The following is a 23,935-nucleotide window of genomic DNA, read 5'->3' on the forward strand; positions in this document are numbered from 1 at the left end:
GGTGCTAAAAAATCTATATCAGCCAATACAGATCAGGCTGAGTGGAAAACGATGTTGGACCAACTCTTACGAGGAGGGAAGCCATGTTGATGCGAACCGATCCGTTCCGCGAGCTGGACAGGCTGGCCCAGCAGGTCCTCGGTACGGCTGCACGCCCGGCGGCGATGCCGATGGATGCATGGCGTGAAGGCAACGACTTTGTGGTTGCCTTCGACCTGCCCGGCGTCGCCGTGGACTCGGTGGACCTGGATGTTGAACGGAACGTGCTGACGGTGCGGGCCGAGCGCCCGGATCCCGTCGGCAAGGAGACCGAACTGATCGCCTCCGAGCGGCCCCGCGGCGTTTTCAGCCGCCAGCTGATTCTTGGCGACACGCTGGACACGGAGCACGTGAAGGCCAGCTACGACGCCGGCGTCCTGACGCTGCGGATCCCCGTCGCCGAAAAGGCGAAGCCGCGCAAGATCGAGATTGAGACGAAGGGGGCAAAGCAGGAAATCGCCGCCTAGTTCCGGAAAGAACCGGGAAGCGGGTAGATCTGTTGACTGCCTTTTTGGGGCGAATCGCCACTCTGTGCACGCCACAGCGCCAGACAGCGCACCGGCAGCTGAGGCCTTAGCTTCCCGACCTGGTGGCCCCCGGCTTCGGCCGGGGGCCATCTCCGTGCCGCCGCAGTGCCGCCGGAGGCTTAGGAGCCGAGTTCCAGCATCAGGGCCGGCAGTTCGTCGGACAGTTCGCGGGCGAGGAAGCCGAGCGGCCCCAGGCGGCTGGCCAGGCGGTCAGCCGCCGCGGCGTGCAGGTGCGTTCCCCAGCAGGCAGCCTGTGCGCTGCTGGTGCCGCGGGCCCGGACCCCGGCGATGGCCCCGGCCAGGACGTCCCCGCTGCCCGAGGTCCCCAGACCGCCGTAGCCGGTGGTGATCTTCCACAGTTCGGGTTCCTCCGGTGCATCCCCGGGCGGCCGGGCGATCAAGCCCTGGCAGCTGACCACAGCGTCATACCGGCGCGCAATCGCGGCCACGTCCACTTCCAGGTCGTCGGGCTCCCGGCCCAGGAGGATGCCGGCCTCCGTCGGGTTCGGGGTAAGGATCAGGCGTCCGCGCCACGGATCCAGCTGGTCCTCCAAGCCTGCCAGCGCGCCAAGCGCATAGGCATCGAGAACGACGGCGGGACCATCCGGGCGGGCACCTGCGGTGTCCTCCCGCTTGCCGTCCTCCCGCTTGAGCAGCGCCTGCAGAAGCTCCGCGGCAAGGTCCTCATCATCCAGCCCCGGGCCCACCAGGAGGGCGTCCGCCCGGTCCAGGTAGGAGCCGATCCGCTCCAGCTCGGCCGTAACTGAGCCTGCAGGCGTCTCCGGCAGGCCGATCGCCCCGCACTCGGGCAGCGCCACGCCCACCTGGACGGCAACCGACTCGGCCACGGCCAGGGTCAGCTTTCCGGCGCCGGCGCGCAGGGCGGCCACACCCGCCAGCAGGGCTGCCCCGGGAGTGGCGCGGGCACCGCCGACCACCAGCACCGATCCGCGCGAGTACTTGTCCTCACCGGGAGCGGGCAGCGGCCAGCCGCGCAGGAGCGATGGCGTCACCAACGTGGCCGCAGCCGTCTCACTTTGGCTGGACACGGGTGTCTCCGGCATGTTCGGTCACGGTGGCGCCAAACTCGGTCAGGTGGTCCGCCACGTTGAAGCTCTCCAGCGTCCACGGGCCAGCGCCGGACGGGCGGACGAACCGGGTCACCGAGGCGTTGAGGATGGCCTCCCTGGCCGCCAGGTCCAGCAGCTCCTGCTCGCTGAGGCCTTCCAGGACGTACCTGAACAGCATGATGACGGCATCGTGGCACACCAGCATGACGCGGTGGCCCATGCCCAGGCTGTTCAGTTCGGCCAGGACCGAGCGCAGCCGCAGGGCAACGTCCACCCAGGACTCCCCGCCCGGCGGCCGGTAATAGAACTTGCCCAGCCAGTCCCGCCGTTCGGACTCCCCCGGGTAGCGGTTTTCCACGCCCAGCCGGGTGAGCCGGTCCAGGATGCCGAGTTCACGGTCCCGCAGCCGTTCGTCCGTGCGCACCTTCAGCGGCCACCCGGCGGTGTCCACCGCGATTTCGGCCGTCTGGCGGGCCCGGGCGTACGGGGAGGATACGACGGCGTCCGGGCGGAACTCCTCGGCGATGCGGGCCAGCGCCTTGCCCAGGGCCGTGGCCTGCTCCTTGCCCGTGCCGGACAGGTCCACGTCGGCGTCCCGGGCGGGAACCTCGATGACCTCCACCCCGGCGGCGCGCGCCTCGGTGGCTGCCACGTTGCCTTCGCTCTCACCGTGCCGGATCAGGAGCAGCTCCACCGCCCCGGCTTCCTGGACGGCCTCGGTCAGACCGTCCTCCTTGGAGGAAGCGCTGTTCGTAGAATCGCCCGTCAAGAAACCACCCCGTCCGATTGCCGTGCCGAATGCAGGAACACTACCAGCGGCGTACCCAGGAGGCGGGGAAAATAACAGCCGTGGCTACCGCTCGGGCGTGAGCACCTTGGAAAAGACGGTGCCGCCGTTGGCGTTCCGGAGGCTGACGGTGAAGCTGTTGTCCCCGCCCAGCTGGACATGCCCGAAGAACTGGTTTTCGCCGTCGCGCGGTGATTCGCCGGCGAAACGCCCGGCCTTGGAGAACACCACCTCCGGACCGAACGTGCCGTCCATGGCGTTGGGGCCGAAGGAGCCTGCGTTGATGGGCCCGGCGACGAATTCCCAGAACGGGTCGAAGTCGGTGAAGGCGGCCCGCTCGGGGGAGTAGTGGTGGGCGGCGCAGTAGTGGACGTCGGCGGTGAGCCACACCGTGTTCTTCACGCCGTTGCGTTTGAAGGCGCTCAGTACGCCGGCGATTTCCAGCTCGCGGCCCAGCGGGGCACCCGCGTCGCGGTTGGACAGGCTTTCCTGGTTGACCGGGCCGTCCGGCACCACGATGCCCAGCGGGAGGTCGGCGGCGATCACCTTCCACGTCGCCTTGGACTTCGTCACCTCGCGGATCAGCCAGTCCACCTGCTCCTGGCCCAGGATGTTGGTGGCGTAGGGTTCCTTGCCGTCCGTGTTGGGGGACTTGAACGTGCGCATGTCCAGGCAGAAGATGTCAAGCTGCGGGCCGCGGCTGATCTTCCGGTAGATGCGGGCGGGCTGGTACTGGCCGGCGTCGTCGAACGTTCCCGGGCGCCAGATCGCCGAGCTGTCCGCAATCGGCATGTTCTCCTGCCACGCCTGCCGGCCGCGGGCAGCGAGGGTATTGACGTCCCGCACGGTGTAACGGGAGTCGTCAATGATTTGGCCGGGGTACCAGTTGTTGTGGGTCTCATGGTCGTCCCATTGGGCGATCACGGGAACGTCCGCGAACATGGCCCGCATGTTGGCGTCCATGGAGTTGTAGCGGTGCCGGCCGCGGAACTCGGTGAGCGTTTCGGCCACCTTGGAAACCTCTTCCGTGACCAGGTTCCGCCACACCCGGCCGTCCTTCTCCACCACGGATTCGGGGATGGGGCCGTCGGCGTAGATGGTGTCGCCGGAGTGGATGAAGAAGTCGGGGCGGGTCTGGTGCATGGCCCGGTAGCCGCGCATTCCCCCGATTTCCTCGTTGATGCCCCAGCCCTGGCCCGCGGTGTCGCCGGTCCACACGAAGCTTTGCCCGGACGACGCCGGGACCTCACCGCCGTTGCTGGTGTCACCGGTGCGGCCCTTGCCATTGACCGATCCTGCGTCCGGTGCCGTGCGGAAGCTGCCGCGAACCATTTCGCTGGCAGCACCGGCTTCGTCCTCGAAGCTGATCTCCAGCGCAAAGCGGGTGTTGGACGGCAGGTTGCCGGCGTGGATCTTGGCGGTGAAGTCGGAGGCCTGGGTTGCCCGGGGCCCGCGCAGCACCCGCTCGAAGGCGCCGCGCCCGCGCAGGACCTCCCCGCCGTCGTCCACTGCCCGCAGCACCGCCGTCATCCGGCCGGCGCCCGACGCCCTGGACCACAGCACCGCCGTGTCCGAGGTGACGTCGCCGGTGGCGATGCCGCTGGGCAGGGTGAGCCGGTTGCGGACCAGGGCGACGCCGGTGGACTGGCGTGGCGGCGTGCCGGCGTTCGCTGCGGAAGGGGCGGAGGCGAGGGCCGCGGCGAGGATGGAGCCTTTGACGACGGTGCGGCGGGAAACGGAGGAGTTGTTGGTCATGCCCACAGGTTTCCGCCGGCGGACGCACGGACCCTGTCCCGCCGGTGAACTGAAGGTGAGCCGATGCTGAACACGGGGTGCCCTGCGGCGCGCACCGCCTACGGGACCGCGAAGTCCGCGATCCTGCCCTCCCGGAGGGCCGCCCCCACCGCCGCGATGCCGCCGTAATCGGGGAACACCACCGACTGGCCGGCCGCCATCCCCGTTCCTGCCGTGGGCAGCGTCATGGTGCCGATCGCGTTCACGTCCAGGTTCCGCAGGCTGTAGGCGAGGATGGCTGCCTGGACCGGGTCGAAGCCCTTGTCCACGGTGAGGCAGCAGGACGCGAAGTCCACCAGCGACCGGACCGCGTTCACGTCGGTGAGGGCGCCGCTGCTGGTGAACCGGGCCAGGACGGCGCGGACCATGATGCGCTGGTTCACTACCCGCTGGTAGTCCCCGTCGGTGAAGGCATGGCGCTCGCGGCTGAACTCCAGGGCTGCCTGCCCGTCAAGGTGGTTGACCCCCTGGGTGAAGGCGTGTTCGGTTTCGATGGTGGACTGGAAAGCGAAGGGGACATCCACGTCGATGCCGCCCAGGCCGTCCACCATGGCCTTGAACCCGCCGAAGTCCAGCATCAGGGTGTGGTCGATGGTGATGCCCAGCAGTTGCTGCACCGTGGCGGTCGTGAGGTCGATGCCGCCGTACTCGAGCGCCGCATTGATCTTGGAGCCGCCGACGCCGGGCACGTCCACCCAGAGGTCGCGCATGATCGAGATGATGTAGAGGGCGTGCCGGTCGGCGGGAACGTGGACCACCATCAACGCATCGGAGCGCTGGTCCGAAGACTCGCCGGTGGCCGCCGTGTGGGCCGCTGCATCCCGCGCGGGAGTGCCGCGGATGTCGCTGCCGATGATCAGGATGTTCATCGGTGCGGCCGGTAGCTCGGGAATCGGGGCGGGCGGTGGCGGCGGTGCAGGGGCCGGCGGCGGGGTTTCGGACGGTGTGGGCGTAGGCGTCGGTGTTTCGCTGGGTGACGGAGTGGAGGTCTGGGTGGCGGCGGGCTGCGCCTGCTGGCCCGCACGGTTCAGGCTGAAGACCGCGATCCCGGCGGCCGCGACGAGCGCCAGCGCCAGCAGGGCGGCGATCCAGCGGCGCCGGCCCAAGGCAACAATCCATGCGGGCCGGTGGGACTGTGGACGCGGGGGACCGGCGTTGCCGGGACCGCCTGGCCCGGATGGATCAGGACCGCCTGGGATGCTCATGACGACTCCACCTCATTGTGAACAGGTGCGATCAGTGTCCGTCGGGCAACCCTTTGCTGGCTACATACGTATCCAAACTGTCACCTGCCAGCGCCTCGCTGATGTCCCTGATGGCCGCGTAATTCGGCAGGACGATCGACTGGCCGTCCGCGGAGGTGCCCACGCCCAGGGTGGGAAGGGTGAACATCTCCATGTCCCCGGCCCGCACGTTGCGCAGTTCCACGGCCAGGCCGGCCAGCGCGGCCGCGTTCAGGCCCCTGTCCACGCTGATGTACGGTGCCATGGAGCTGACCACGTTGTGCACCTTCACCGGGTTGAGGAGGGTCTCCGCGCTGAGGTTCTTGGCGAACAGCGCCTTCACAAACGCCTGCTGGTTCCGCACCCGCTGGTAATCGCCGTCCCTGAAGGCGTAGCGCTCGCGGACGAACTCAAGCGCGTGCCAGGCCATCGAGCACCTTGGGCCCCTGCTTGAAGTTGAAGCCGTCGTGCGCGGAGACGAAGGGCTGCTTGATGTTCACCTCCACCCCACCCAGGGCGTCGGTGAGGCCAACGAAGCCTTCAAAGTCGATCATGGCCACGTGGTCGATGCGCTGGTTGAACAAGGATTCCACCGTCTGCACCATCAGGGGCACGCCCCCGTAGGCGAGCGCAGCGTTGATTTTGGCCTGGCCGTTCCCGGGAATATCGACCCACAGGTCGCGCATCAGGGAGATGGCGAAGATGTTGGAGCGGTCCGCCGGAATGTGGACCAGCATCAGGGTGTCGGCGCGCTGGTTGGAACTGCTGCCTGATACCGCCTCATCCACTGTGGCCCCGCGGCTGTCGCTGCCCATCACCAGGATGTTCAGGCCGCCGGCTGCTGCTCCGGCGGTGCCCTCTGCTGCGGCGGGTCCGGCCGCCGGCACGTTCCCTGGAGCGTCGGGAGCCTGCTGCCCTGCTGCTTCGCCTGCCGGCGCCTGTGAACCTGGCTGCGGGCGGCTGGACTCGGGCGGGAACGGGCTTTCAATGATCCTGGCCTGGGAATCGAACGTCTGCCCCAGGTTGAACAGGTAGGCCCCGGCCGCGGCGGTTACCAGGACCACTATGCCGGCGAGCACCAGCAGGGCGGTCCGCAGGGGGCGTCGGCGGCGCGCCGGCGGTACTGCGGCGCGGCTGGCGTCTGTGCGGGAAGGGTTCAGCTGGATGCCCATTTCGGAAAATTAGCATCGGCTCCAATGGCCTTACATCGGGGGAATCCACAGAAAACCCGCAGTCTGTCCCGCAGCGGGACGCAGCATCTGGCAGGCGTCGACGCCGGTCCCGGACGCCCCGTCAGGTGCCCCCTTTACGGCTGGGCGGCCGCGTCGGGGCTGGCAGCCGCGTTGAGGCGGGCATGGCGGAGGATCGAAACGATCGCCGGCGCGAGCTGGTCCTCCATCTGCCGGTAGACCTCCGGCGCCCGGCGGTAGGGGTCCACGATGTCGTTGTCGGCCGGGTCCGGGGGAAGGGCCAGGTGCCGCACCCCGGCGGCGCGTGCCGGCAAGCCCCGCCAGAACACGGCGTTGGCAGCCAGCCAGCCGCCGTCGTCGGACGCGTCTTCCGCGGCGGTTCGGGACGCGCCCGTGCCCCGTTCGTCCAGGACGTCGAGCATGCGGGCGAACTCGCGGATGGTGAACGTCCGCTTGAGCAGGGACGCATCCAGCTGCAGCACCTCGCCGCGGTGGCCCGAGGTCATGGTGAGTACCAGGTCCACGCCCCGCAGGATCCTGGGGGTGAGCTGACGGGCGGCGAAACCATCGGGGTCGCCGCCGAAGGTCCGTACGATGTCTGCCGAGATGGGCTGCATCGGCTCACCCACGAGTGCGCGGGTGCCGGCGCTGGACACCTCGAAGCCGCCCGGCACCACCTGGTTGAGTCCCGCCTGCAGCAGCCGTTCGGCCACGGGGGACCGGCAGATGTTGCCGGTGCAGACGGTCAGGATTCTTACTGGTGCGGATGTGTCCACGGGGATTTGTCTCTTTCCAGCCGGTGCCCGGGCCGTCCGGCCCGTGCTTTTCAACTTAACACGCATCCCTCCCACCTTCCCGGTGGAAGGTGGGAGGGATGTGTGGTGGACGGGTCAGAGCCCTGCGAGCAGCTGCTTCATCTCGGTGATTTCCGCCTGCTGGGCCTCAATGATCGCGTGGCCGAGCTGGAGCGCGTCGGGGAACTTCCCGGCGCTGATTTCCTGCTGGGCCATGTCGATGGCGCCTTCGTGGTGGCCGATCATCTGCTCCAGGAACAGGCGCGCGGCCTCCGTGCCGGTGGCGGCCTTGAGCCTGTCGATCCCGGCGTCGTCCACCATGCCGGACATGCCGTGCCCGGAGTGGTCGCCCGTGGTGGGCGCGTTCCAGCCCTGGAGCCAGCCGGTCATCTGCTCGATCTCCGGGGCCTGGGCGTCCTTGATCTTCGTGGCCAGGGCGGTGATCTCGGCGGGCATGTCCGGCTTGGCCAGGATGATGCCGCTCATCTCCACGGCCTGGGCGTGGTGCGGGATCATCATCTGGGCAAACATGGTGTCGGCCTGGTTGTGGTCCGCGCTGGCGCCGGGCATAGCGCTGGGCATTGTGCTCGTCATGGGGCCGGAGCTGCCGTGGTCCATGGGCATGGGGCTTGCAGTGGAGCCGGCGGCGCACCCGGCGAGGCCGAGCGAGGCGGCGAGGGCAGCGGCAACGGACATGGTTTTGATGGTGTTCATGGTTGTCCTTCAGGGATGTTGGTGGAACTGGGCCTGTGGTGGGGGCGCAGTCCGGTTTACGTCCGGCTGATGGACAGTTCGCAGGGCGTGGGGCCCGGCGGCGAGTAGGAATAGGCGGCCGCGGGGCTGCCGTGGCCGGGCTGGGCCGGAACCGGGGCAGGGGCTGCCTGCGGCGGGTAGAGGGTGACAGGGCTGTTCGGTGCAGACGGGATGCAGGGGGCTCCCGATTCATGCACGCCGGGGCATGTGTCGCCGCACGCGGCGGGGTCCCCGGCCAGGTGCCCCGGCGAGGCCGGAACGTGCCGCGCCGAGGCTGCCGCGTGCCCTGCCGAAGCGGCCGCATGCGAGGCGTGGCTGGACGTCAGGACGTGCATCCCCAGGATTCCGGCGATAAGCGCCAGGATGCCTGCGAGCAGCCAGGCAGCACGGAGCAGGGACACCAGGGCGCGGGCTGGCGTGCTCATGGCGGTCCCTCCTTCCGTAGCAGTGCCGGGCCGCGGCGGCGGTCTTGTTCTAACGTACCCCGGACGGGTTCAGCTTCAGGCGCCGCAGGAGCTGGGCGTTCAGCGCCACCACGATGGTGGACGCGGACATCAGGACCGCCCCGGCGGCGGGCGAGAGCACCACGCCGGCGAAGGCCAGGACGCCCGCGGCCAGCGGCACGGAGAGGATGTTGTAGCCGGTGGCCCACACCAGGTTCTGCCACATCTTGCGGTAGCTTGCCCGGGACAGGTCCACCATGGACAGCACGGCGCGCGGATCGTTTCCGGCCAGCACCACGCCGGCGGATTCCATGGCCACATCCGTCCCGGCGCCGATGGCGATGCCCACCTCGGCGCGGGCCAGTGCGGGGGAGTCGTTGACGCCGTCGCCCACCATGGCCACCTTCAGGCCGCGCCCCTGCAGCTCTGCCACCTTCTTGTCCTTGTCCGCGGGCAGCACTTCGGCGAACACCTCGTCGATGCCCAGGTCAGCCGCCACGGCCTGCGCCACCTGGTGCGCGTCGCCGGTCACCATGGCCACCTTGACGCCGCGGCTCTGCAGCGCCGCGACCGCCTGCCGGGACTCCGGCCGCACCGAATCCTCCAGGCTGACGGCACCCAGGACGCGGCCGCCGTCGAGCACGTGCAGCACGGCTGCCCCGCGGTCCATCCACGCGCGGGTGGAAGCGGCCACTTCGGCAGGTTCGACGGCGCCCAGCTCGCGCAGGAGCGCCGGCCCGCCCACGTGCAGCGTGCGTCCGTCCAGGGTGGCTTGGACTCCACGCCCGGTCAGCGAGGTAAAGTCGGCAGCTGCGGGCACGGCCAGGTTCCGGCTGCGGGTGGCCCGGACGATGGCCCGGGCCACGGGGTGCTCGCTGTCCGATTCGACGGCGGCGGCCAGTTCCAGCAGCGCGTCCGGATTTCCGCCGTCGGCCACGGCAATGTCCATGAGCTCAGGCTCTCCGGTCGTCAGCGTGCCGGTCTTGTCGAACAGGACAACGTCGATGGTGCGCATCCGCTCCAGGGCCATCCGGTTCTTGATGAGCACGCCGGCACGGGCTGCCTGCTCGGTGGAGATGGCGATGACCAGCGGAATGGCCAGGCCCAGGGCGTGCGGGCAGGCGATCACCAGCACGGTGACGGTGCGGGTGACGGCCTCGGGGACACTGCCCATCAGCGTCCACGCGATGAAGGTCAGGACACCGGCACCGGCGGCGAAGTAGAACAGGAACGCCGCGGCACGGTCGGCCAGGGCCTGGGCGCGGGAGGAGGACTCCTGCGCTTCGGCCACCAGCCGCTGGATGCCTGCCAGGGCGGTGTCGTCGCCCACGGCCGTGACCCGCACCCGGACGCTGCTGTCCGTGGCCACGGTTCCGGCCACTACCGGGTCGCCAGGGCCGCGGGGAACGGTCTTGGATTCGCCGGTGATCATGGATTCGTCGAACTCCGCCTGCCCCTGCGCCACGGTGCCGTCCGCCGGCATCCGGGCGCCGGAGCGGACCAGGACGAGGTCGCCTGCGTTGAGTTCTGAAACGGGCACGGTTTCGGTTCCGCTGTCCGTGATGCGTTCGGCCTCATCGGGCAGCAGCGCGGCCAGCGCATCCAGTGCTCCCTGCGCCGAGCCGAGGGCACGCATTTCGATCCAGTGCCCCAGCAGCATGATGGCCACCAGCAGGGCGAGTTCCCACCAGAAGTCCAGGTCGAAGCCACCGATCCCCAGGCTGGTGACCCAGGACGCGGCAAAGGCCACCGTGATGGCCATGCCGATCAGCAGCATCATTCCCGGCGTGCGGTCCTTGAGCTCCTGGAGGCCGCCCTTCAGGAACGGCTGGCCCCCGTACAGGAAGATCACGGTGCCCAGAACGGGCGGGATCCAAGCCGAGCCCGGGAAGTCCGGCGCCATGTAGCCGAGGATGTGGCCCACCATGGGGCTGAAGTAGACCACGGGGACGGAGAGGGCCAGCGTCAGCCAAAACCTGTTCTTGAACATGGCGGTGCTGTGCCCGGCATGCTGGCCATGGGTATGGACGGTGTGGTCGTCGCCGGTGTGGTGGGCATGCTGCGAAGGTCCCCCGTGCTGCGCGTGTGCATGGGCGGAGGCCGGCGGTTCGGTCAGTGTCTGGCTGTCGGTGTGTTCGTGCTCAGGCATATGGTGCATGCCGTGGTGGTCCTGCATGGTTCCTCCTTGGAGAGGGCAGTGGTTGCCCGGCGGTTTCGGGCGGATGTCGGCTGGACGCGCCCTCGGGCGCGGTGGAATGCGGGTCAGGCCAGGGCGTAACCGGCGGCGGTGACGGCTTCGCGGATTGCCGCGTCGGGAGCAGGGCCCTCCACGGTGAGGCGTGAAAGGCCGCCAGGCACCAGGCCCACGGACGCCGACGTGACGCCGTCAAGGGCGGAGAGGGCAGCTTCCACGCTCTGGACGCAATGCCCGCAGGTCATGCCCCCGACGGCGAAGCTGCGCTGGCTGGAGGTTCCGCCGTCGGAGGGTGCACCGGCGGCCACAGGCGCCTTTGCGGTGCCGGAGCGGTGGGCGGCAGCGGACGGACCGCAGCAGCTGCAGCCGGAGGACGTGAGGGGAAGCTGGGGGCGGTTTCCGATGTTCATGTCAGTTCCATTCCTTGATGAGGATCAATGGGCGCTGGGGTTGAACGGCTGTGAAGGCGGTGCTGGGCACCAGCCGGGACATACCACTTCACTGACAACACCGCCCAATATACCCCCTAGGGGTATTGAGGTCAAGGGTCTCAAGCGTCGTAGCGGTCCTGCCGCTTGGGGCTTCCGGCCCTATCTTCGGCCTTCCAGGGAGGCCATACTGGAACGAGCGAGCACAGCGCCGGCCCGCTGGGGGCAGGTGGATGCACGGGAGGTGGACCTGTGGCGGAGCTGAGCGATCTGTACACCTATTCGAGCGCCTTGAATGGCGACGAGTGCGACGCGGGGACCTTCCGCATCGATCTCATGGAACGGAAAATCCTCTGGTCGGACGGGATGTTCCGCCTCCACGGGTACCGGCGCGGCGAGGTTGTCCCCACCATGGAGCTTGTGTTCGCCCACAAGCACCCGGAGGACCGGTCCAAGTGTGAAGAGATCGTGGCCCAGGTGGCCCGGACCGGCGGCTTCTTCTGCATGTACCACCGGATCGTGGACGCCAGGGGGCGCACCCGGCGGGTCCTGACCTCCGGCGAGGCCATGGTGGACGCGGAACGGAAGGCGACAGTCCTCGAGGGCGTGATGGTGGACCTCACCCGGACCCTGCAGCGCGAGACCGAGCAGACCGCCCGGGAGGCGGTGGCCGGTGCCACTTCGACGAGGACCGTCATCGACCAGGCCCGCGGGATCCTCATGGGCCAACTTAAACTGGGCTCGGAAGACGCCTTCCAAATGCTGGTGAGCACCAGCAGCCACCGCAACGTCAAACTGGTGGTGGTGGCGGCAGAACTGGTGCAGCTGGCCAACTCCGCCGAGGCGCGCAGGTATCTGGACCGGGCCGTGCGGGCCATCCAGCTGCACGGGCAAGCGGCGGGCGCGGGAGGCCACCGCACCCGCTAGGACGTTTCCCGTAAGATGGGAGAAGGTGCGCCGGGAAGTCTGGTCGGCATTGCTTTGTCGAACCCGGATCTAAGGACGCCTTCATGAACTCCACGACGCCACCTCCCAGCCGGAACAAGTTTTTGGGCTCCACGGTCTTCTCGCGCGGCAGCTACGCCGAAGCGCTGCGGATCGGGGAGATCCTCCGCAAGGAAACCGTAGGCGGCGCCCTCCTGGTTATCGCGGCGGTGGCCGCCCTCATCTGGGCCAACTCCCCGGCGTCGGACAGCTACTTTGCCCTCCGCGACTTCAAGGTGGGCTATGAGCCCTGGCACCTGGAGCTGAGCCTCGGGGCCTGGGCGGCCGACGGGCTGCTGGCGATCTTCTTCTTCCTGGTGGGCCTGGAACTGAAACGCGAGTTCGTGGCCGGCGACCTGCGGCAGATCAGCAAGTCGATCGTGCCTGTCGCGGCCGCGGTGGGAGGCGTGGCAGTCCCGGCGGTGATCTACGCCGTCGTCAATCTCACCAGCCCGGAGACGCTGCGCGGCTGGGCCATTCCCACCGCAACGGACATCGCGTTCGCCGTGGCGGTCCTGGCCATCATCGGGTCCCACCTGCCCAGCGCGCTGCGGATCTTCCTGCTGACGCTGGCCGTGGTGGACGACCTCATTGCCATCACCATCATCGCCTTCTTCTACTCCACCGACATCCAGGCCGCCCCGCTGCTCCTGGCGCTGATCCCGCTGGCCATCTATGCCTTCCTGGCGCAGAAGTACCGGCACTTCTTCGGCCGGCACGCCGCCGCCGCATGGCTGATCCTGCTGCCGCTGGGCGCAGTGACCTGGGCGCTGGTCCACGCCTCCGGCATCCATGCCACCGTGGCCGGTGTGCTCCTCGGCTTCGCCATTCCCGTGATCCGGTCGCAGGCGGCCGGCGGCCCCGACGCCGGACCCGGGCTGGCCGAGATCTTCGAGCACCGGTTCCGGCCCATTTCCGCGGGCGTGGCGGTCCCCATCTTCGCGTTCTTCTCCGCCGGGGTGGCCGTTGGCGGGTGGGAAGGCCTGGGTTCGGCCCTGGCGGACCCCGTGGCGCTGGGCATCATCCTGGGCCTGGTCCTGGGCAAGCCGATCGGCATCATGGGCACCACATGGGTCCTGACAAAAGCCACCAGGGCTACCCTGGACCGGTCCTTCAAGTGGATCGACGTGTTCGGTGTTTCGCTGCTGGCAGGTATCGGGTTCACGGTGTCATTGCTGGTGGCAGAGCTCAGCTTCGGCCACGGCAGCCTGTACGACGACCACGCCAAGGTGGGAATCCTGGCCGCATCGCTGATCGCCGCGCTGCTGGCAACAGCGGTACTGCGCACCCGGAACCGGCAGTACCGGATCGCCGAAGAGCTGGAGCAGGTGGATTCGGACCAGGACGGTGTCCCGGACGTCTACCAGGAACACGCCTAAGCTTCCCCCTGGAAACTCCGGGGGTCGGGTCAGGCGGTGGCCAGCGGCGGCGTGGCGGTGTCCTCAACGTGCCGGATTTCCAGGGCCTCCGGGTCCAGCAGCTTGCGCGTGCCGGTCCGGGCGTCCAGGATCCAGAAGAGTTCCAAGGCCGGTACGACGTCGGTCACCCGGCCGCGGTGGAAGAGCTTGCCCCGGTGCCACGCTTCAATCTGGTCCCCGACGCGAAGCTGGGCCGTACGTATTCCTTGTGCCTCCATAATGGGCTGCCTCCTGCTGTTGTATCCCCGTAAGCACAGCTTGCCGTGGACAGGTTGCCGAAGTGTTTCCGCGTGGTGTTTTTTCTGTGTCGCCGGTGACCGGCGGCGCCGGTCAGAGGTTTGTTCGCTGATCGGTGCCTTGAAGGTTCGGGCCCGCGAACAAGGTTCTGACAGGCCGCGGCGGGCCGTGCGGAGCTGGTCAGTCCTCCACCGGGAACGCGACGCCTTCGCCCACCACGCGCAGGCACAACTCCATTCCGGGCCGGGCGATGGAGGCGTTCCAGTGCCGGATGGTGATGATTTCGCCGCCGCCGGGGTACCGGTGGTCGGCGTGCTCGGCCACTTCCTTGGGCACGTTCAGCTTCAGCCGCACCGTCGTTTCGGGGCCGAAGTAGTCGGTGTCCACCACCACGCCCCGGATGGGGCCGTCCTCGGCGATGCGGATCTGTTCGGGCCGCAGCATGAGCTGGACGCGGCCCTGGGCCGGAGGCCGGCGGACCGGGATGCCGCCCAGCGAGCAGGTGGCCAGGGATCCTTCCAGCCAGGCGTCCAGGATGACGGCGTCGCCCAGGAACTCCGCGGTGGCGCGGTCTGCGGGGCGGGTGTACACCACGAACGGGTTTCCGATCTGCGCCAGCTTCCCGCCCCGCATCACGGCCACCTGGTCGGCGAAGGACAGGGCCTCGGCCTGGTCGTGGGTGACCAGGATGGTGGTGACTCCGTGTTCGGCCAGGACCTTGGCCACGGCGCGGCGGGTTGCCACGCGAAGGCCCGCGTCCAAAGCGGAGAACGGCTCGTCCAGCAGCATCAGCTCGGGCTCGCGCGCCAGCGCCCGGGCCAGGGCCACGCGCTGCTGCTGGCCGCCGGAGAGCTGGTGCGGGCGGCGCTTGGCCATCGAGGCGTCCAGCGACACCATCTCGAGCAGTTCCGCCACCCGCCCTGCCACGGCGCGCCGGCCGCCGTCGAGCTTGGCCGGGTTCAGGCCAAAGGCGACGTTCTGGCCCACGGTGAGGTGCGGGAACAGGGCGCCGTCCTGGGCCACGTAGCCGATCTGCCGCTTGTGCGCGGGAAGCCAGGCACCGTCTCCGGCCACGAGGGTTCCGTTGAGTGAAATGGTTCCCGTGTCCGGGTGCTCGAAGCCGGCGATCAGGCGCAGGAGCGTGGTCTTGCCCGAGCCGGAGGGGCCCACGATGGCGGTGGTTCCGCCCTTGGCCACGGAGAGGTTGACGCCCTTCAGGACCGCCTGCGATCCGAAGTTCTTGGTGACGTCCGTGATCTGCAGGTGGCTGTTGGTGGTTGCTGCCACGGAGGGAGAGACCCGCGGCTCGGGCAGCCTGCGCGTGGATGGTGCTGTCACTGTCCGGCTACTTTCTTGGACTGTTGGAAGAGGAGGTAGGTCATGGGCGCCGAGAGCAGGATCATCAGCAGCGCGTAGGGTGCGGCACCCACATAGTCGATCTCGCTGCTCTTGATCCAGAACTCGGTAGCCAGGGTCCTGGTGCCGTTGGGGGACAGCAGCAAGGTGGCGGTGAGCTCGTTCGCGATGGCCAGGAACACCAGGGCGGCACCGCCGGCGGCAGCGGGGGCGGTGAGCCGCAGCGTGACCTGGATGAACGCCAGCAGCGGGGGCTTGCCCAGCGCCTGCGCGGCCTCGTCGAGTTCCTTGGGGGCCTGCGCCAGGCCGGCCCGCAGGTTCACCAGGGCGCGGGGAAGGAACAGCAGCACGTACGCCGCCACCAGGACCCCCGCCGTCTGGTAGATCCCGGGGACCACGCGGATGCTCACCGTGACGAACGCGAGGGCCACCACGATGCCGGGCATCGAGCTGGTGACGTAGTTGGACAGTTCCAGGGTCTTGCTGAACCAGCCGGGGCGCCGGACGGCGAGGTAGGCCATGGGGAAGGCCACCACAATGGTGGCTGCCGCGCCCGCGAGCCCGTACCAGAACGTGGCCAGGAGGGCGGGGAGGAACTCGGCTGCGGTCCAGGCGCCGGCCCCGCCGGCCGCGGTCCAGCGCAGCACGTAGTACAGCGGGAGCCCGAACGCGAGAGCTGTCAGGGCGAGGAGGAAGAGCTGGGCGGGGACCTGGTAGGCGTGCAGCGGCAGCCGCAGCGCCTTGGCCTGCGCGCCGGAGCCGATCCGTGCGTAGCGTGCCGTGCCGCGGCTGCGAACCTCGGCCATCAGCAGGATCAGGCAGAAGAACACCAGCACGCTGGCCAGCATGTTGCCTGCCGCGCCGTTGAAGGTGGACCGGTACTGGGTCATGATCGCGGTGGTGAAGGTATCGAACCGGATCATCGCGAAGGCGCCGTATTCGGCGAGCAGGTGCAGCCCCACCAGCAGGGCCCCGCCGGTCATCGCGATCCGGAGCTGGGGGAGCACCACCCGGAAAAACGACCGCCAGGCGCCCAGTCCCAGGGCCGCGGCGGACTGCTCGATGGCCGGGTCCAGGCGGCTGAGCGTGGCGGCGGCGGGGATGTACACGAGCGGGAAGTAGGACAGCGTGGAGATCAGGATCCCGGAGCCCAGGCCGCCCAGCGACGGGATCGCCGAGACCCAGGCGTAGCTGTTGACGAACGCCGGGATGGCCAGCGGCGCCGCCAGCAGCACCGCCCAGATCCGGTGGCCGCGCAGCTTGGTCCGCTCCACCAGCCACGCCCCCGCCACGCCAAGCAGCAGGCACAGCGGGATGGTGGCTGCCATCAGCAGCAGGGTGTTCAGCAGCAGTTCGCCCACGCGGGGCCGGAGGATGAGTGCGACGGCGGTGTCCCACCCGGTTGCCACCGTCATGTACGCGACGTACCCCAGGGGGACGAGGGAGAACAGGGCGATCAGCACCGCCAGGATGGACACGGCGGAAACGCCGAAAGGCGGGCGGGGGCGCTTGCCCCGGCCCGCCGTCGTCGTGCCCTGCCTTGGCGGAGCCGATAGATCGGTGGTCACTGACTTAGAGGAGTCCTGCCTGGGTCATCAGGTCGCTGACCTTCTGGGAGTTGAGCTTGGCGGCGTCCACCTTGGGAGCCTGCAGGTCCTTGATGGGGACCAGCTTGTCGTTGGCGGGGACGTCCGAGCCGATGGCGTACTCGAAGGACGTTCCGTTCTTCAGGACTTCCTGGCCCTTCTTGCCGGTGATGAACTTCAGGAACTGCTGGGCCGCCGCCGCGTTCTTGGAGGACTTCAGCACGCCGCCGCCGGAGACGGACAGGAACGCGCCCGGGTCCTCGTTCTTGAAGTAGTACGGGGTGACGTTGTTGGAGTTCTCGCCGGTCTTGGCCTGGTCGCCGTAGTAGTAGTAGTGGTAGATCAGCGCGGCATCCACTTCACCGGCGTTGACAGCCTTCATGGCCGTGCTGTTGCCCTTGTACGCCTTGGAGTTGTCCTTCATGGCCTTCAGCCATTCCTCGGTGGCGGCCTCGCCCTTGAGTTCCAGCAGCGCGGAGACGATGGCCTGGAAGTCGGCGCCGGTGGGGGAGGCTGCCCAGCGGCCCTTCCACTCCGGCTTGGCCAGGTCAAGCATGGACTTGGGCAGCTGGTCCTCGGTGAGCTTGGTCTTGTTGTACACCAGGACGGTGGAGCGGGCGGCGATGCCCGTCCACTTGCCGGTGGACGGCGAGAACTCGGAAGGGACCTGGGCCAGGGTGTCCTTGTCCACGTCCGCGAACAGCCCGGCGTTCTCCACCTGCGTCATGGCGGGGGAGTTCTCGGTGAGGAATACGTCGGCGGGGGACGCCTGGCCTTCCTGGACGATCTGGTTGGACATCTCGGTGTCGTCGCCCTGGCGGAGGGTCACCTTGATGCCGGTTTCCGCGGTGAAGGCGTCAACCCATTCCTTGGTGAGGCTCTCGTGCTGGGCGTTGTAGACCGTGATCTCACCGGCGGAGGAGCCGCCGGACGCTGCAGAGGAGCTGCCACCTGCGGGGGTGCCGCCGCCGCAGGCGGTCAGGCCGAGGGCTGCGGTGGCGGCGAGTGCGATGCCTGCCAGCGCGTTGTTGCGGATCTTCATTGAGGCTGCTTTCGTGGGAAAAAGTCTGCGTGGACCTGCGTCCTGGGAGGCGTCCGGGAAGGGAGCCCCTGTCAGGAAACTGTAGGGTAGGCAAACCTAAGCATAAAGCCAGAAAGCGCTTTAAGTGACGAGGTTCACATCAATTACGAAAACGTTGCGTGACGTAATTGCCGCGGTTGCGGCGCCGGAAGGTTCGACGGCGGCACCCGGGTGAGTGCCGCCGTCGATCCTTCCCTGCCTACTCGTTGGGGTTCGGGGACCGGACGTCCTTTTCGCCGATGTCCGCTGCCCCCAGCACGTCCGCCGTGGGGCCGTGCACCGGTGGATGCTCGCGGATGCTCAGCTCGGGGTGGTGCAGGTCCAGGGCGGGGCGCTCGGAACGGATCCGGGGGAGCGAGGTGAAGTTGTGGCGCGGCGGCGGGCAGGACGTGGCCCACTCGAGGGAGGCGCCGAAGCCCCAGGGATCGTCCACCGTGACCTTCCGGCCCGTCCGCCAGGTGATGTAGACGTTCCAGAGGAACGGGACCAGGGACGCGCCCAACAGGTAGGAGCCCAGGGTGGAGAACTGGTTCATGCCCGTGAAGTTGTCCTCGGGCATGTAGTCCGCGTACCGCCGGGGCATGCCCAGGGCGCCCAGCCAGTGCTGGATCAGGAACGTGGCATGGAAGCCCAGGAACAGCATCCAGAAGTGGATCTTGCCCAGGCGCTCGTTGAGCATCTTCCCGGTGAACTTGGGCCACCAGAAGTAGAACCCGGCGAACATGGCGAACACCACCGTGCCGAACACCACGTAGTGGAAGTGTGCCACCACGAAGTAGGAGTCCGAGACGTGGAAGTCCATGGGCGGCGAGGCCAGGATGATGCCGGTCAGCCCGCCGAAGAGGAACGTGGCGAGGAACCCCATGCTCCACAGCATCGGGGTCTCGAACGTCAGGGATCCGCCCCACATGGTGCCGATCCAGTTGAAGAACTTCACGCCCGTGGGGACCGCGATGAGCATGGTCATGAAGGCAAAGAACGGCAGGAATACAGCGCCGGTGACGTACATGTGGTGCGCCCACACGGTCATCGAAAGGGCGGCGATGGCGATGGTGGCGTACACCAGGCCCTTGTAACCGAAGATCGGTTTGCGGCTGAAGACCGGGAAAACCTCGGAGACGATGCCGAAGAACGGCAGCGCGATGATGTACACCTCGGGGTGGCCGAAGAACCAGAACAGGTGCTGCCAGAGGATGGCGCCGCCGTTGGCGGGATCGAAGATGTGGGCACCGAACTTCCGGTCCGCGCCGAGCGCGAACAGTGCCGCGGCCAGCGGCGGGAATGCCATGATCACCAGGATCGCGGTGACCAGGGTGTTCCAGGTGAAGATCGGCATGCGCCACATGGTGAGCCCGGGGGCCCGCATGCAGATGATGGTGGTGATGAAGTTGACCGCGCCGAGGATGGTGCCGAAGCCGGACAGCGCCAGGCCGAACACCCACAGGTCACCGCCGACGCCCGGGGTGAATGTGGTGTTGGACAGCGGCGCGTAGGCGAACCAGCCGAACGACGCCGAGCCCTGCGGGGTGATGAAGCCGGAGACGGCGATGGTGGAGCCGAACAGGAAGAACCAGAACGCCAGTGCGTTCAGGCGCGGGAACGCCACGTCCGGGGCGCCGATCTGCAGCGGCATGATCACGTTGGCGAAACCGGCGAACAGCGGGGTGGCGAACATCAGCAGCATCATGGTGCCGTGCATGGTGAACAGCTGGTTGTACTGTTCCTTGGTTTGCAGGATCTGCATGCCGGGCTCGAACAGCTCCGCACGGATCAGCAGCGCCATGACGCCCGCGGCGCAGAAGAACACGAAGGATGAAATCAGGTACATGTACCCGATGGTCTTGTGGTCGGTGGAGGTGATCCAGTTGACCACGATGGCGCCCTTGGCGCGGCGGACCGGAGGTGGCGGGGCAGCTGCTGGGGTCCCGCCCGGCCGTTGACTTGTGGTGGACATTACTGCGCCGTCCTTTGCTGTGGGATGTCCAGGGCCTGCGGTTCCACGCCCGCCGAGGCCAGACCTGCCGGGGCCGGTGCCGACTCCGGCCGCCTGACGTAGTCAACGCCCAGCTGGCCGGTGTTGCCGCGGGCCTTCAAATCGGCGATGTGGCTGTCGTACTCCTGCTGGCTGACCACCCGGACCTTGAAGAGCATCTCGGAGTGGTATTCGCCGCAGAGCTCGGCGCATTTGCCCATGTATTCGCCCGTGCGGTTGGGAGTGATGCTGATGTAGGGGTTGAACTGTTCGTGGCCCGGGTACATGTCGCGCTTCTGCAGGAACTCCACCACCCAGAAGGAGTGCTGGACGTCGCGGGTCTGCAGGTGCAGTTCAACCTTCTTCCCCACCGGGAGGTAGAGGGTGGGCAGCCGGTCCGGGGTTCCCCAGTTGCCGGTGAGGTGGGCCTGTTGCCCGGCGTCCTCGTGGACGTCCTCCTTGACGTAGTTGAAGTCCCAGGACCACTGCTTGCCGAAGACATCGATCACCACGTCGGGATTGGGGAACCGCTCGTCGATGGCGCGCTGCTCCCTGTCCGTGAAGACGAACAGGACCCCGATCACGATGAGCGGGATGGACAGGTAGAAGACTTCCAGTGGCAGGTTGTAGCTGATCTGGGGCGGGAAGCCCACAGTGTCCTTCCGGCGCCGGTAGGCGATGATCACCCAGAGCATCAGCCCCCAGGTGATGATCCCGACGATCAGCGCGGCAATCCACGAGTTGACCCACAGGTCCATGATCAGCGGGGTGTTGCTGGTGGTTTCACGGTTGCCCGGCAGGAAGCCGCGGGACACTTCGGCAGAGCACGATGCCAGCGCGGGCACGGTGGCAAGCCCCGCGGCCAGTGCCGCGAAGCGCCGCATGCTGTGGTTCATGAACGGTTTTGTACCCACAAGTGGTCCCTCCGGCATGCTCCCGAAGCCCAGCTGCATGAGCCCGCCGCGGCCCCTTGGGGCCAGCGGTTATGCGGCCCACCATACGCGCGGAAAATGCCGAGGGGAAGGGGTTTTCGCCGCCCCGGCCTGCGATCCGGTCAGGCTATGCCCGTAGTGCCCAAAAGGCTTCCCACCGCGAAAGTGAAGGCCATGGCCAGCGCGCCGCCGAGCACCAGCCGCAGTGTTGCCTTGCGCTTGGAGCTTCCTCCAATCCGGGCACTGACGGTTCCGGTCAGGGCCAGGGCCAGCACTACCGCAGCGAAGGTGACCGGGATACGGGCTTCGGCAGGCGGAAGGATGATGGCCAGCATCGGCAGCACGGCGCCGATGGTGAAAGCGACGGCGGAGGCGAAGGCCGCGTGCCACGGGCTGGCTACCTCGGCTTCGTCGATGTTCAGCTCAGCGGAGAGGTGGGCTTTGAGGGCGTCCTTGGCGGTCAGTTCTACCGCGACCGTCCGGGCTGTGGTCTCGCTCAGCCCCTTCGCCTGGTAGATTCCCGCCAGTTCCGCCAGCTCACCCTCGGGGTCGTCCCTCAGTTCCTGGCGTTCCTTTTCGATCAGTGCCCGCTGGCTGTCGCTCTGGCTGCTCACGGAGACATATTCGCCGAGGGCCATGGAGACCGCGCCGCCCACCACGGCAGCGGTGCCCGCCACCAGGATGGGCGGCAGATCGTTCGTCACGCCGGCAACGCCTACCACCGTTGCGGCAACGGAGACAATACCGTCGTTCGCGCCAAGGACACCGGCCCGCAGCCAGTTCAGCCGCGCGGCCAGGCTGCCGTCGTGGGGTTCGAGGTGGCTCTGCTTCAGGGTTTCGGACATGTCGGCAGTAAACCACCGGGCAGGCGCCGGTGCCACGAAGGGTTGCATCCCCTAACCCTTCGGGGCCGGTTCAGGCGGGTTTGTGGGGTTTAAAGGTGGCTCCGCCGTCGGTGGAAACGGAGATCCCCGCAGAGGTGGCGGCCCAGATCCACGGCTTGCCCGTGGTACCTTTCACCACGGAGACGGCCTGGACTTCGCCGTCGATCCGCCCGGTGGGTGTCCAGGTGGCACCGCCGTCCGTGGACGTGTGGACGGTACCGTCGGGTGCTATTCCGGCGGCTTCATCTGGACTGGCAAAGCCGGCGAACTGGATCACGGGCCCGGCGCTGAGCAGCGCCCAGGTGGCGCCGCCGTCGGTTGAGCGCTGGATTCCGGCAGGCGTTGTGGCCAGGACGGTGTTGCTGACCGGGTGGCCCGCGAGGACGGCAGGTTTGAAGGGGACATCGACGGTGGTCCAGGTCTTGCCGTCGGGGCTGGTACGGAGGGTGCCATCGAAGGCGATGATTCCGGACTTGGTGGTGGTGAGGGTGTGGAAGTCCGACTCGCCCTGCCGGGACAAGGGCTCCCAGGTCGCTCCGCCGTCGCTTGAGGCCACCAGGCCCAACGGGTTGGGCAGCTGCGAGCCCTTTCCCGGATGACCGGAGGCGAAGAACAATCCCCGGTCATGCCCGGCCGTGAAGCCCATGAGATCGTTCGTCGCACCGATCTTCCGGGCTGGTTCGGTGGTGACGTCGAACAGGCCCTCATGGGTGGCCAGCAGGACCTGGCCGGTTTCCGGGTTGACGTCAAGGGCGTGGACGTGGCTGCTGGGCAGCCCCGGCGCGGCGGTTGCGGTGCCGGGGGCGCCGGTGCCGGCGCTGGTGCAGCCGGCGAGTGCAAGGACGACGGCGGCCGCTGCGGCAAGGGCGGGCAGAGGCCGGGGAGGGAAGGGGAAAGGCATGGCTGGGCTCCAGGGGCGGTGGGACAAACGAGGAGGGCAGGAGCCGGCCCTGGCCGGGCCGGCACCTGCTTGTGGGCTGCGGGCTAGAGGTTCTGCAGCAAGGCCTTCATCTTGCTGATTTCAGCTTCCTGGTCTTCCACGATCTTCTGGCTGAGGGCTACAGCGGAGGCGTTTTTGCCGTCGGTGCTTTGGGCCTTGGCCATCTTCACTGCGCCCTCGTGGTGCTCGATCATCTGCTCGAGGAAGAGCTTCGCCGCCTCGGTGCCCTGGGCGGCGTCGAGCTTTGCCAGGTCGGCGTCGCTCATCATGCCCTCCATGGATGCCATGTCGTGGCCGGCGGCTGCTTCAGTGGGCTCGCCCCATCCCTTCAGCCAGGAGGCCATGGTCTCGATCTCGGGGCCCTGGGCGGCTTTGATCTCGCCGGCCAGTTCAGCGACGTCGGCAGGCAGGTCCTGCTTCTTCAGCATGATGTCGCTCATCTGCACGGCCTGGCGGTGGTGCGGGATCATCATCTGCGCGAACATCGTGTCCGCCGCGTTGTGGGCGCTGGCGTCGGCGTCGGCAGAGGCAGAGGCAGAGGCAGAGGCAGGGGCAGTCGGGGAGGCGGTGGCCGAGGCCATGGCAGTGCCGCTGTGATCCATGCCGGACATGGAGTTGCCGCCGGACGAATTGCCGGACGGGGAGCTGCATCCGGCCAGGGCGAGGGTCGCTGCGACTGCGGCTGCGGAGAGCGTGAGGGCGGTCTTGTTCATGGGAAACGTGTCCTCTTCGTGAATGGGCGCGCGTGCGCCGCGGGAGTCTGTACTGGTCAGCGCAGGGTGCTGCGCGGGGCGGCGTGGTCCGCCGGGTGGGTGCGTGCCGCGGGAAGGGACGGCCGGGCACGTTTTACGTTCTGCTGATGCACAGCTCGGCAGGCGTTGGCGTGCCGGGAAGATATGGGTAGCCGCCCGCAGTGGCCGCGGCGGCGGCGGGGGAAGAGTGTGGCTGGGGGGACGTCCCCGGGGGCGGTGCGGCCAGCGAACCGGCCGCGGCAGAGAGTATGCAAAGGGCCGGTGCTGCGTGCATGGTGGCGCAGTCGCCGGAACTGCAAGCGGCGCCGGCCGGCAATTGACCGGCGTTATCGGACGTGGCTGCGGCGGAGTGCGCGTGCGTTCCGTGGGCATCCACGGCTGCCGCGCGCTCCGGGGCTGCCTCGACGGCAGGACCGGCCGCCAGCGATCCGTGCTGGACGTGGTGCCCGGCCAGGACATGCATTCCGAAGATGCCTCCGATGATGGCCAGGAGCAGCGGAACCATGCTGAGCCGGCGAAGGAACGACGACGGCAGCGAACCTAGGGCCATG

General features: G+C 68.2%; 24 protein-coding genes. 3 read left to right on the top strand and 21 right to left on the bottom strand.

The features are described from left to right. Positions 1-83 precede the first annotated feature (83 nt). Positions 84-506 (top strand): Hsp20/alpha crystallin family protein, encoded by a 423-nt coding sequence (locus tag AC2JAJ_RS11915; RefSeq protein ID WP_486415727.1) that lies wholly within the window; start codon positions 84-86, stop codon positions 504-506. A gap of 179 nt (positions 507-685) precedes the next feature. Here AC2JAJ_RS11915 and AC2JAJ_RS11920 read toward each other — a convergent pair whose 3' ends face one another. From AC2JAJ_RS11920 to AC2JAJ_RS11970, 11 genes are all read right to left on the bottom strand, one after another. Further along, a complete protein-coding gene (locus AC2JAJ_RS11920) occupies positions 686-1,615 on the bottom strand; it encodes an NAD(P)H-hydrate dehydratase (RefSeq protein WP_501053128.1) in 930 nt (309 codons plus the stop codon). After that, positions 1,599-2,405 carry a histidine phosphatase family protein gene (locus AC2JAJ_RS11925; RefSeq protein ID WP_473696259.1) on the bottom strand — a complete coding sequence of 269 codons (807 nt, stop codon included), beginning with the start codon at positions 2,403-2,405 and terminating at the stop codon, positions 1,599-1,601. Before AC2JAJ_RS11925 ends, AC2JAJ_RS11920 begins: the two co-directional genes overlap by 17 nt. 84 nt (positions 2,406-2,489) lie before the next feature. Further along, the gene (locus AC2JAJ_RS11930; RefSeq protein ID WP_486415725.1) at positions 2,490-4,178 is read right to left on the bottom strand and encodes an alkaline phosphatase D family protein; all 1,689 of its coding nucleotides are present in this window, start codon (positions 4,176-4,178) and stop codon (positions 2,490-2,492) included. A 98-nt stretch (positions 4,179-4,276) separates the two neighbouring features. Continuing rightward, complete coding sequence (locus AC2JAJ_RS11935) at positions 4,277-5,422, bottom strand: LCP family protein (protein WP_486415724.1); 1,146 nt, start codon at positions 5,420-5,422, stop codon at positions 4,277-4,279. 31 nt (positions 5,423-5,453) lie between these two features. Further along, positions 5,454-5,870 carry an LCP family glycopolymer transferase gene (locus AC2JAJ_RS11940; protein WP_501053129.1) on the bottom strand — a complete coding sequence of 139 codons (417 nt, stop codon included), beginning with the start codon at positions 5,868-5,870 and terminating at the stop codon, positions 5,454-5,456. Continuing rightward, positions 5,851-6,612, bottom strand: a complete 762-nt coding sequence (locus tag AC2JAJ_RS11945; RefSeq protein WP_501053130.1) for an LCP family glycopolymer transferase — start codon at positions 6,610-6,612, stop codon at positions 5,851-5,853. Before AC2JAJ_RS11945 ends, AC2JAJ_RS11940 begins: the two co-directional genes overlap by 20 nt. A gap of 134 nt (positions 6,613-6,746) precedes the next feature. Then, positions 6,747-7,406, bottom strand: a complete 660-nt coding sequence (locus AC2JAJ_RS11950) for an arsenate reductase/protein-tyrosine-phosphatase family protein (protein ID WP_486415722.1) — start codon at positions 7,404-7,406, stop codon at positions 6,747-6,749. A gap of 114 nt (positions 7,407-7,520) precedes the next feature. Further along, complete coding sequence (locus AC2JAJ_RS11955) at positions 7,521-8,138, bottom strand: DUF305 domain-containing protein (protein ID WP_221386173.1); 618 nt, start codon at positions 8,136-8,138, stop codon at positions 7,521-7,523. Between the two features lie 56 nt (positions 8,139-8,194). Then, positions 8,195-8,602 (bottom strand): DUF6153 family protein, encoded by a 408-nt coding sequence (locus AC2JAJ_RS11960; RefSeq protein ID WP_486415721.1) that lies wholly within the window; start codon positions 8,600-8,602, stop codon positions 8,195-8,197. A gap of 49 nt (positions 8,603-8,651) precedes the next feature. Further along, on the bottom strand, positions 8,652-10,796 hold the full coding sequence (locus AC2JAJ_RS11965; protein WP_486415720.1) for a heavy metal translocating P-type ATPase: 2,145 nt from the start codon (positions 10,794-10,796) through the stop codon (positions 8,652-8,654). A gap of 86 nt (positions 10,797-10,882) precedes the next feature. Then, positions 10,883-11,224: a heavy-metal-associated domain-containing protein gene (locus AC2JAJ_RS11970; RefSeq protein WP_486415719.1), complete on the bottom strand. Its 342-nt coding sequence runs from the start codon at positions 11,222-11,224 to the stop codon at positions 10,883-10,885. Between the two features lie 270 nt (positions 11,225-11,494). Between AC2JAJ_RS11970 and AC2JAJ_RS11975 the strand changes: the two genes are divergently transcribed. Both AC2JAJ_RS11975 and nhaA read left to right on the top strand, forming a co-directional pair. Beyond that, positions 11,495-12,169, top strand: coding sequence for a PAS and ANTAR domain-containing protein (locus tag AC2JAJ_RS11975; protein ID WP_473696276.1), 675 nt, complete (start codon positions 11,495-11,497; stop codon positions 12,167-12,169). An 83-nt stretch (positions 12,170-12,252) separates the two neighbouring features. Continuing rightward, positions 12,253-13,605: a Na+/H+ antiporter NhaA gene (gene nhaA, locus AC2JAJ_RS11980; protein ID WP_486415718.1), complete on the top strand. Its 1,353-nt coding sequence runs from the start codon at positions 12,253-12,255 to the stop codon at positions 13,603-13,605. A 29-nt stretch (positions 13,606-13,634) separates the two neighbouring features. On the opposite strand, the gene AC2JAJ_RS11985 is transcribed toward nhaA, so the two are convergent. The 10 genes from AC2JAJ_RS11985 to AC2JAJ_RS12030 all read right to left on the bottom strand — a co-directional run bounded on the left by AC2JAJ_RS11985 (position 13,635) and on the right by AC2JAJ_RS12030 (position 23,934). Next, complete coding sequence (locus AC2JAJ_RS11985; protein WP_486415717.1) at positions 13,635-13,862, bottom strand: hypothetical protein; 228 nt, start codon at positions 13,860-13,862, stop codon at positions 13,635-13,637. 199 nt (positions 13,863-14,061) lie between these two features. Further along, the gene (locus AC2JAJ_RS11990) at positions 14,062-15,219 is read right to left on the bottom strand and encodes an ABC transporter ATP-binding protein (RefSeq protein WP_486415716.1); all 1,158 of its coding nucleotides are present in this window, start codon (positions 15,217-15,219) and stop codon (positions 14,062-14,064) included. Further along, positions 15,216-16,805, bottom strand: coding sequence for an ABC transporter permease (locus AC2JAJ_RS11995; protein WP_473696284.1), 1,590 nt, complete (start codon positions 16,803-16,805; stop codon positions 15,216-15,218). Before AC2JAJ_RS11995 ends, AC2JAJ_RS11990 begins: the two co-directional genes overlap by 4 nt. Before the next feature lie 4 nt (positions 16,806-16,809). Further along, a complete protein-coding gene (locus AC2JAJ_RS12000; protein ID WP_473696286.1) occupies positions 16,810-17,865 on the bottom strand; it encodes an iron ABC transporter substrate-binding protein in 1,056 nt (351 codons plus the stop codon). A 238-nt stretch (positions 17,866-18,103) separates the two neighbouring features. Beyond that, positions 18,104-19,858, bottom strand: coding sequence for an aa3-type cytochrome oxidase subunit I (gene ctaD, locus AC2JAJ_RS12005; RefSeq protein WP_486415715.1), 1,755 nt, complete (start codon positions 19,856-19,858; stop codon positions 18,104-18,106). Next, positions 19,858-20,772: an aa3-type cytochrome oxidase subunit II gene (gene ctaC / locus AC2JAJ_RS12010; RefSeq protein WP_486415714.1), complete on the bottom strand. Its 915-nt coding sequence runs from the start codon at positions 20,770-20,772 to the stop codon at positions 19,858-19,860. Before ctaC ends, ctaD begins: the two co-directional genes overlap by 1 nt. A 158-nt stretch (positions 20,773-20,930) precedes the next feature. Then, positions 20,931-21,653, bottom strand: coding sequence for a VIT1/CCC1 transporter family protein (locus AC2JAJ_RS12015; protein ID WP_486415713.1), 723 nt, complete (start codon positions 21,651-21,653; stop codon positions 20,931-20,933). Positions 21,654-21,723: 70 nt separating this feature from the next. Then, complete coding sequence (locus AC2JAJ_RS12020; RefSeq protein ID WP_501053131.1) at positions 21,724-22,593, bottom strand: F510_1955 family glycosylhydrolase; 870 nt, start codon at positions 22,591-22,593, stop codon at positions 21,724-21,726. An 83-nt stretch (positions 22,594-22,676) separates the two neighbouring features. After that, positions 22,677-23,345 carry a DUF305 domain-containing protein gene (locus tag AC2JAJ_RS12025; RefSeq protein WP_486415711.1) on the bottom strand — a complete coding sequence of 223 codons (669 nt, stop codon included), beginning with the start codon at positions 23,343-23,345 and terminating at the stop codon, positions 22,677-22,679. Between the two features lie 133 nt (positions 23,346-23,478). Next, entirely contained in the window at positions 23,479-23,934 is a 456-nt protein-coding gene (locus AC2JAJ_RS12030) for a hypothetical protein (RefSeq protein WP_501053132.1), read from the bottom strand. Position 23,935: the final 1 nt, after the last annotated feature.

Source organism: Arthrobacter sp. MOO21 (assembly GCF_057369995.2).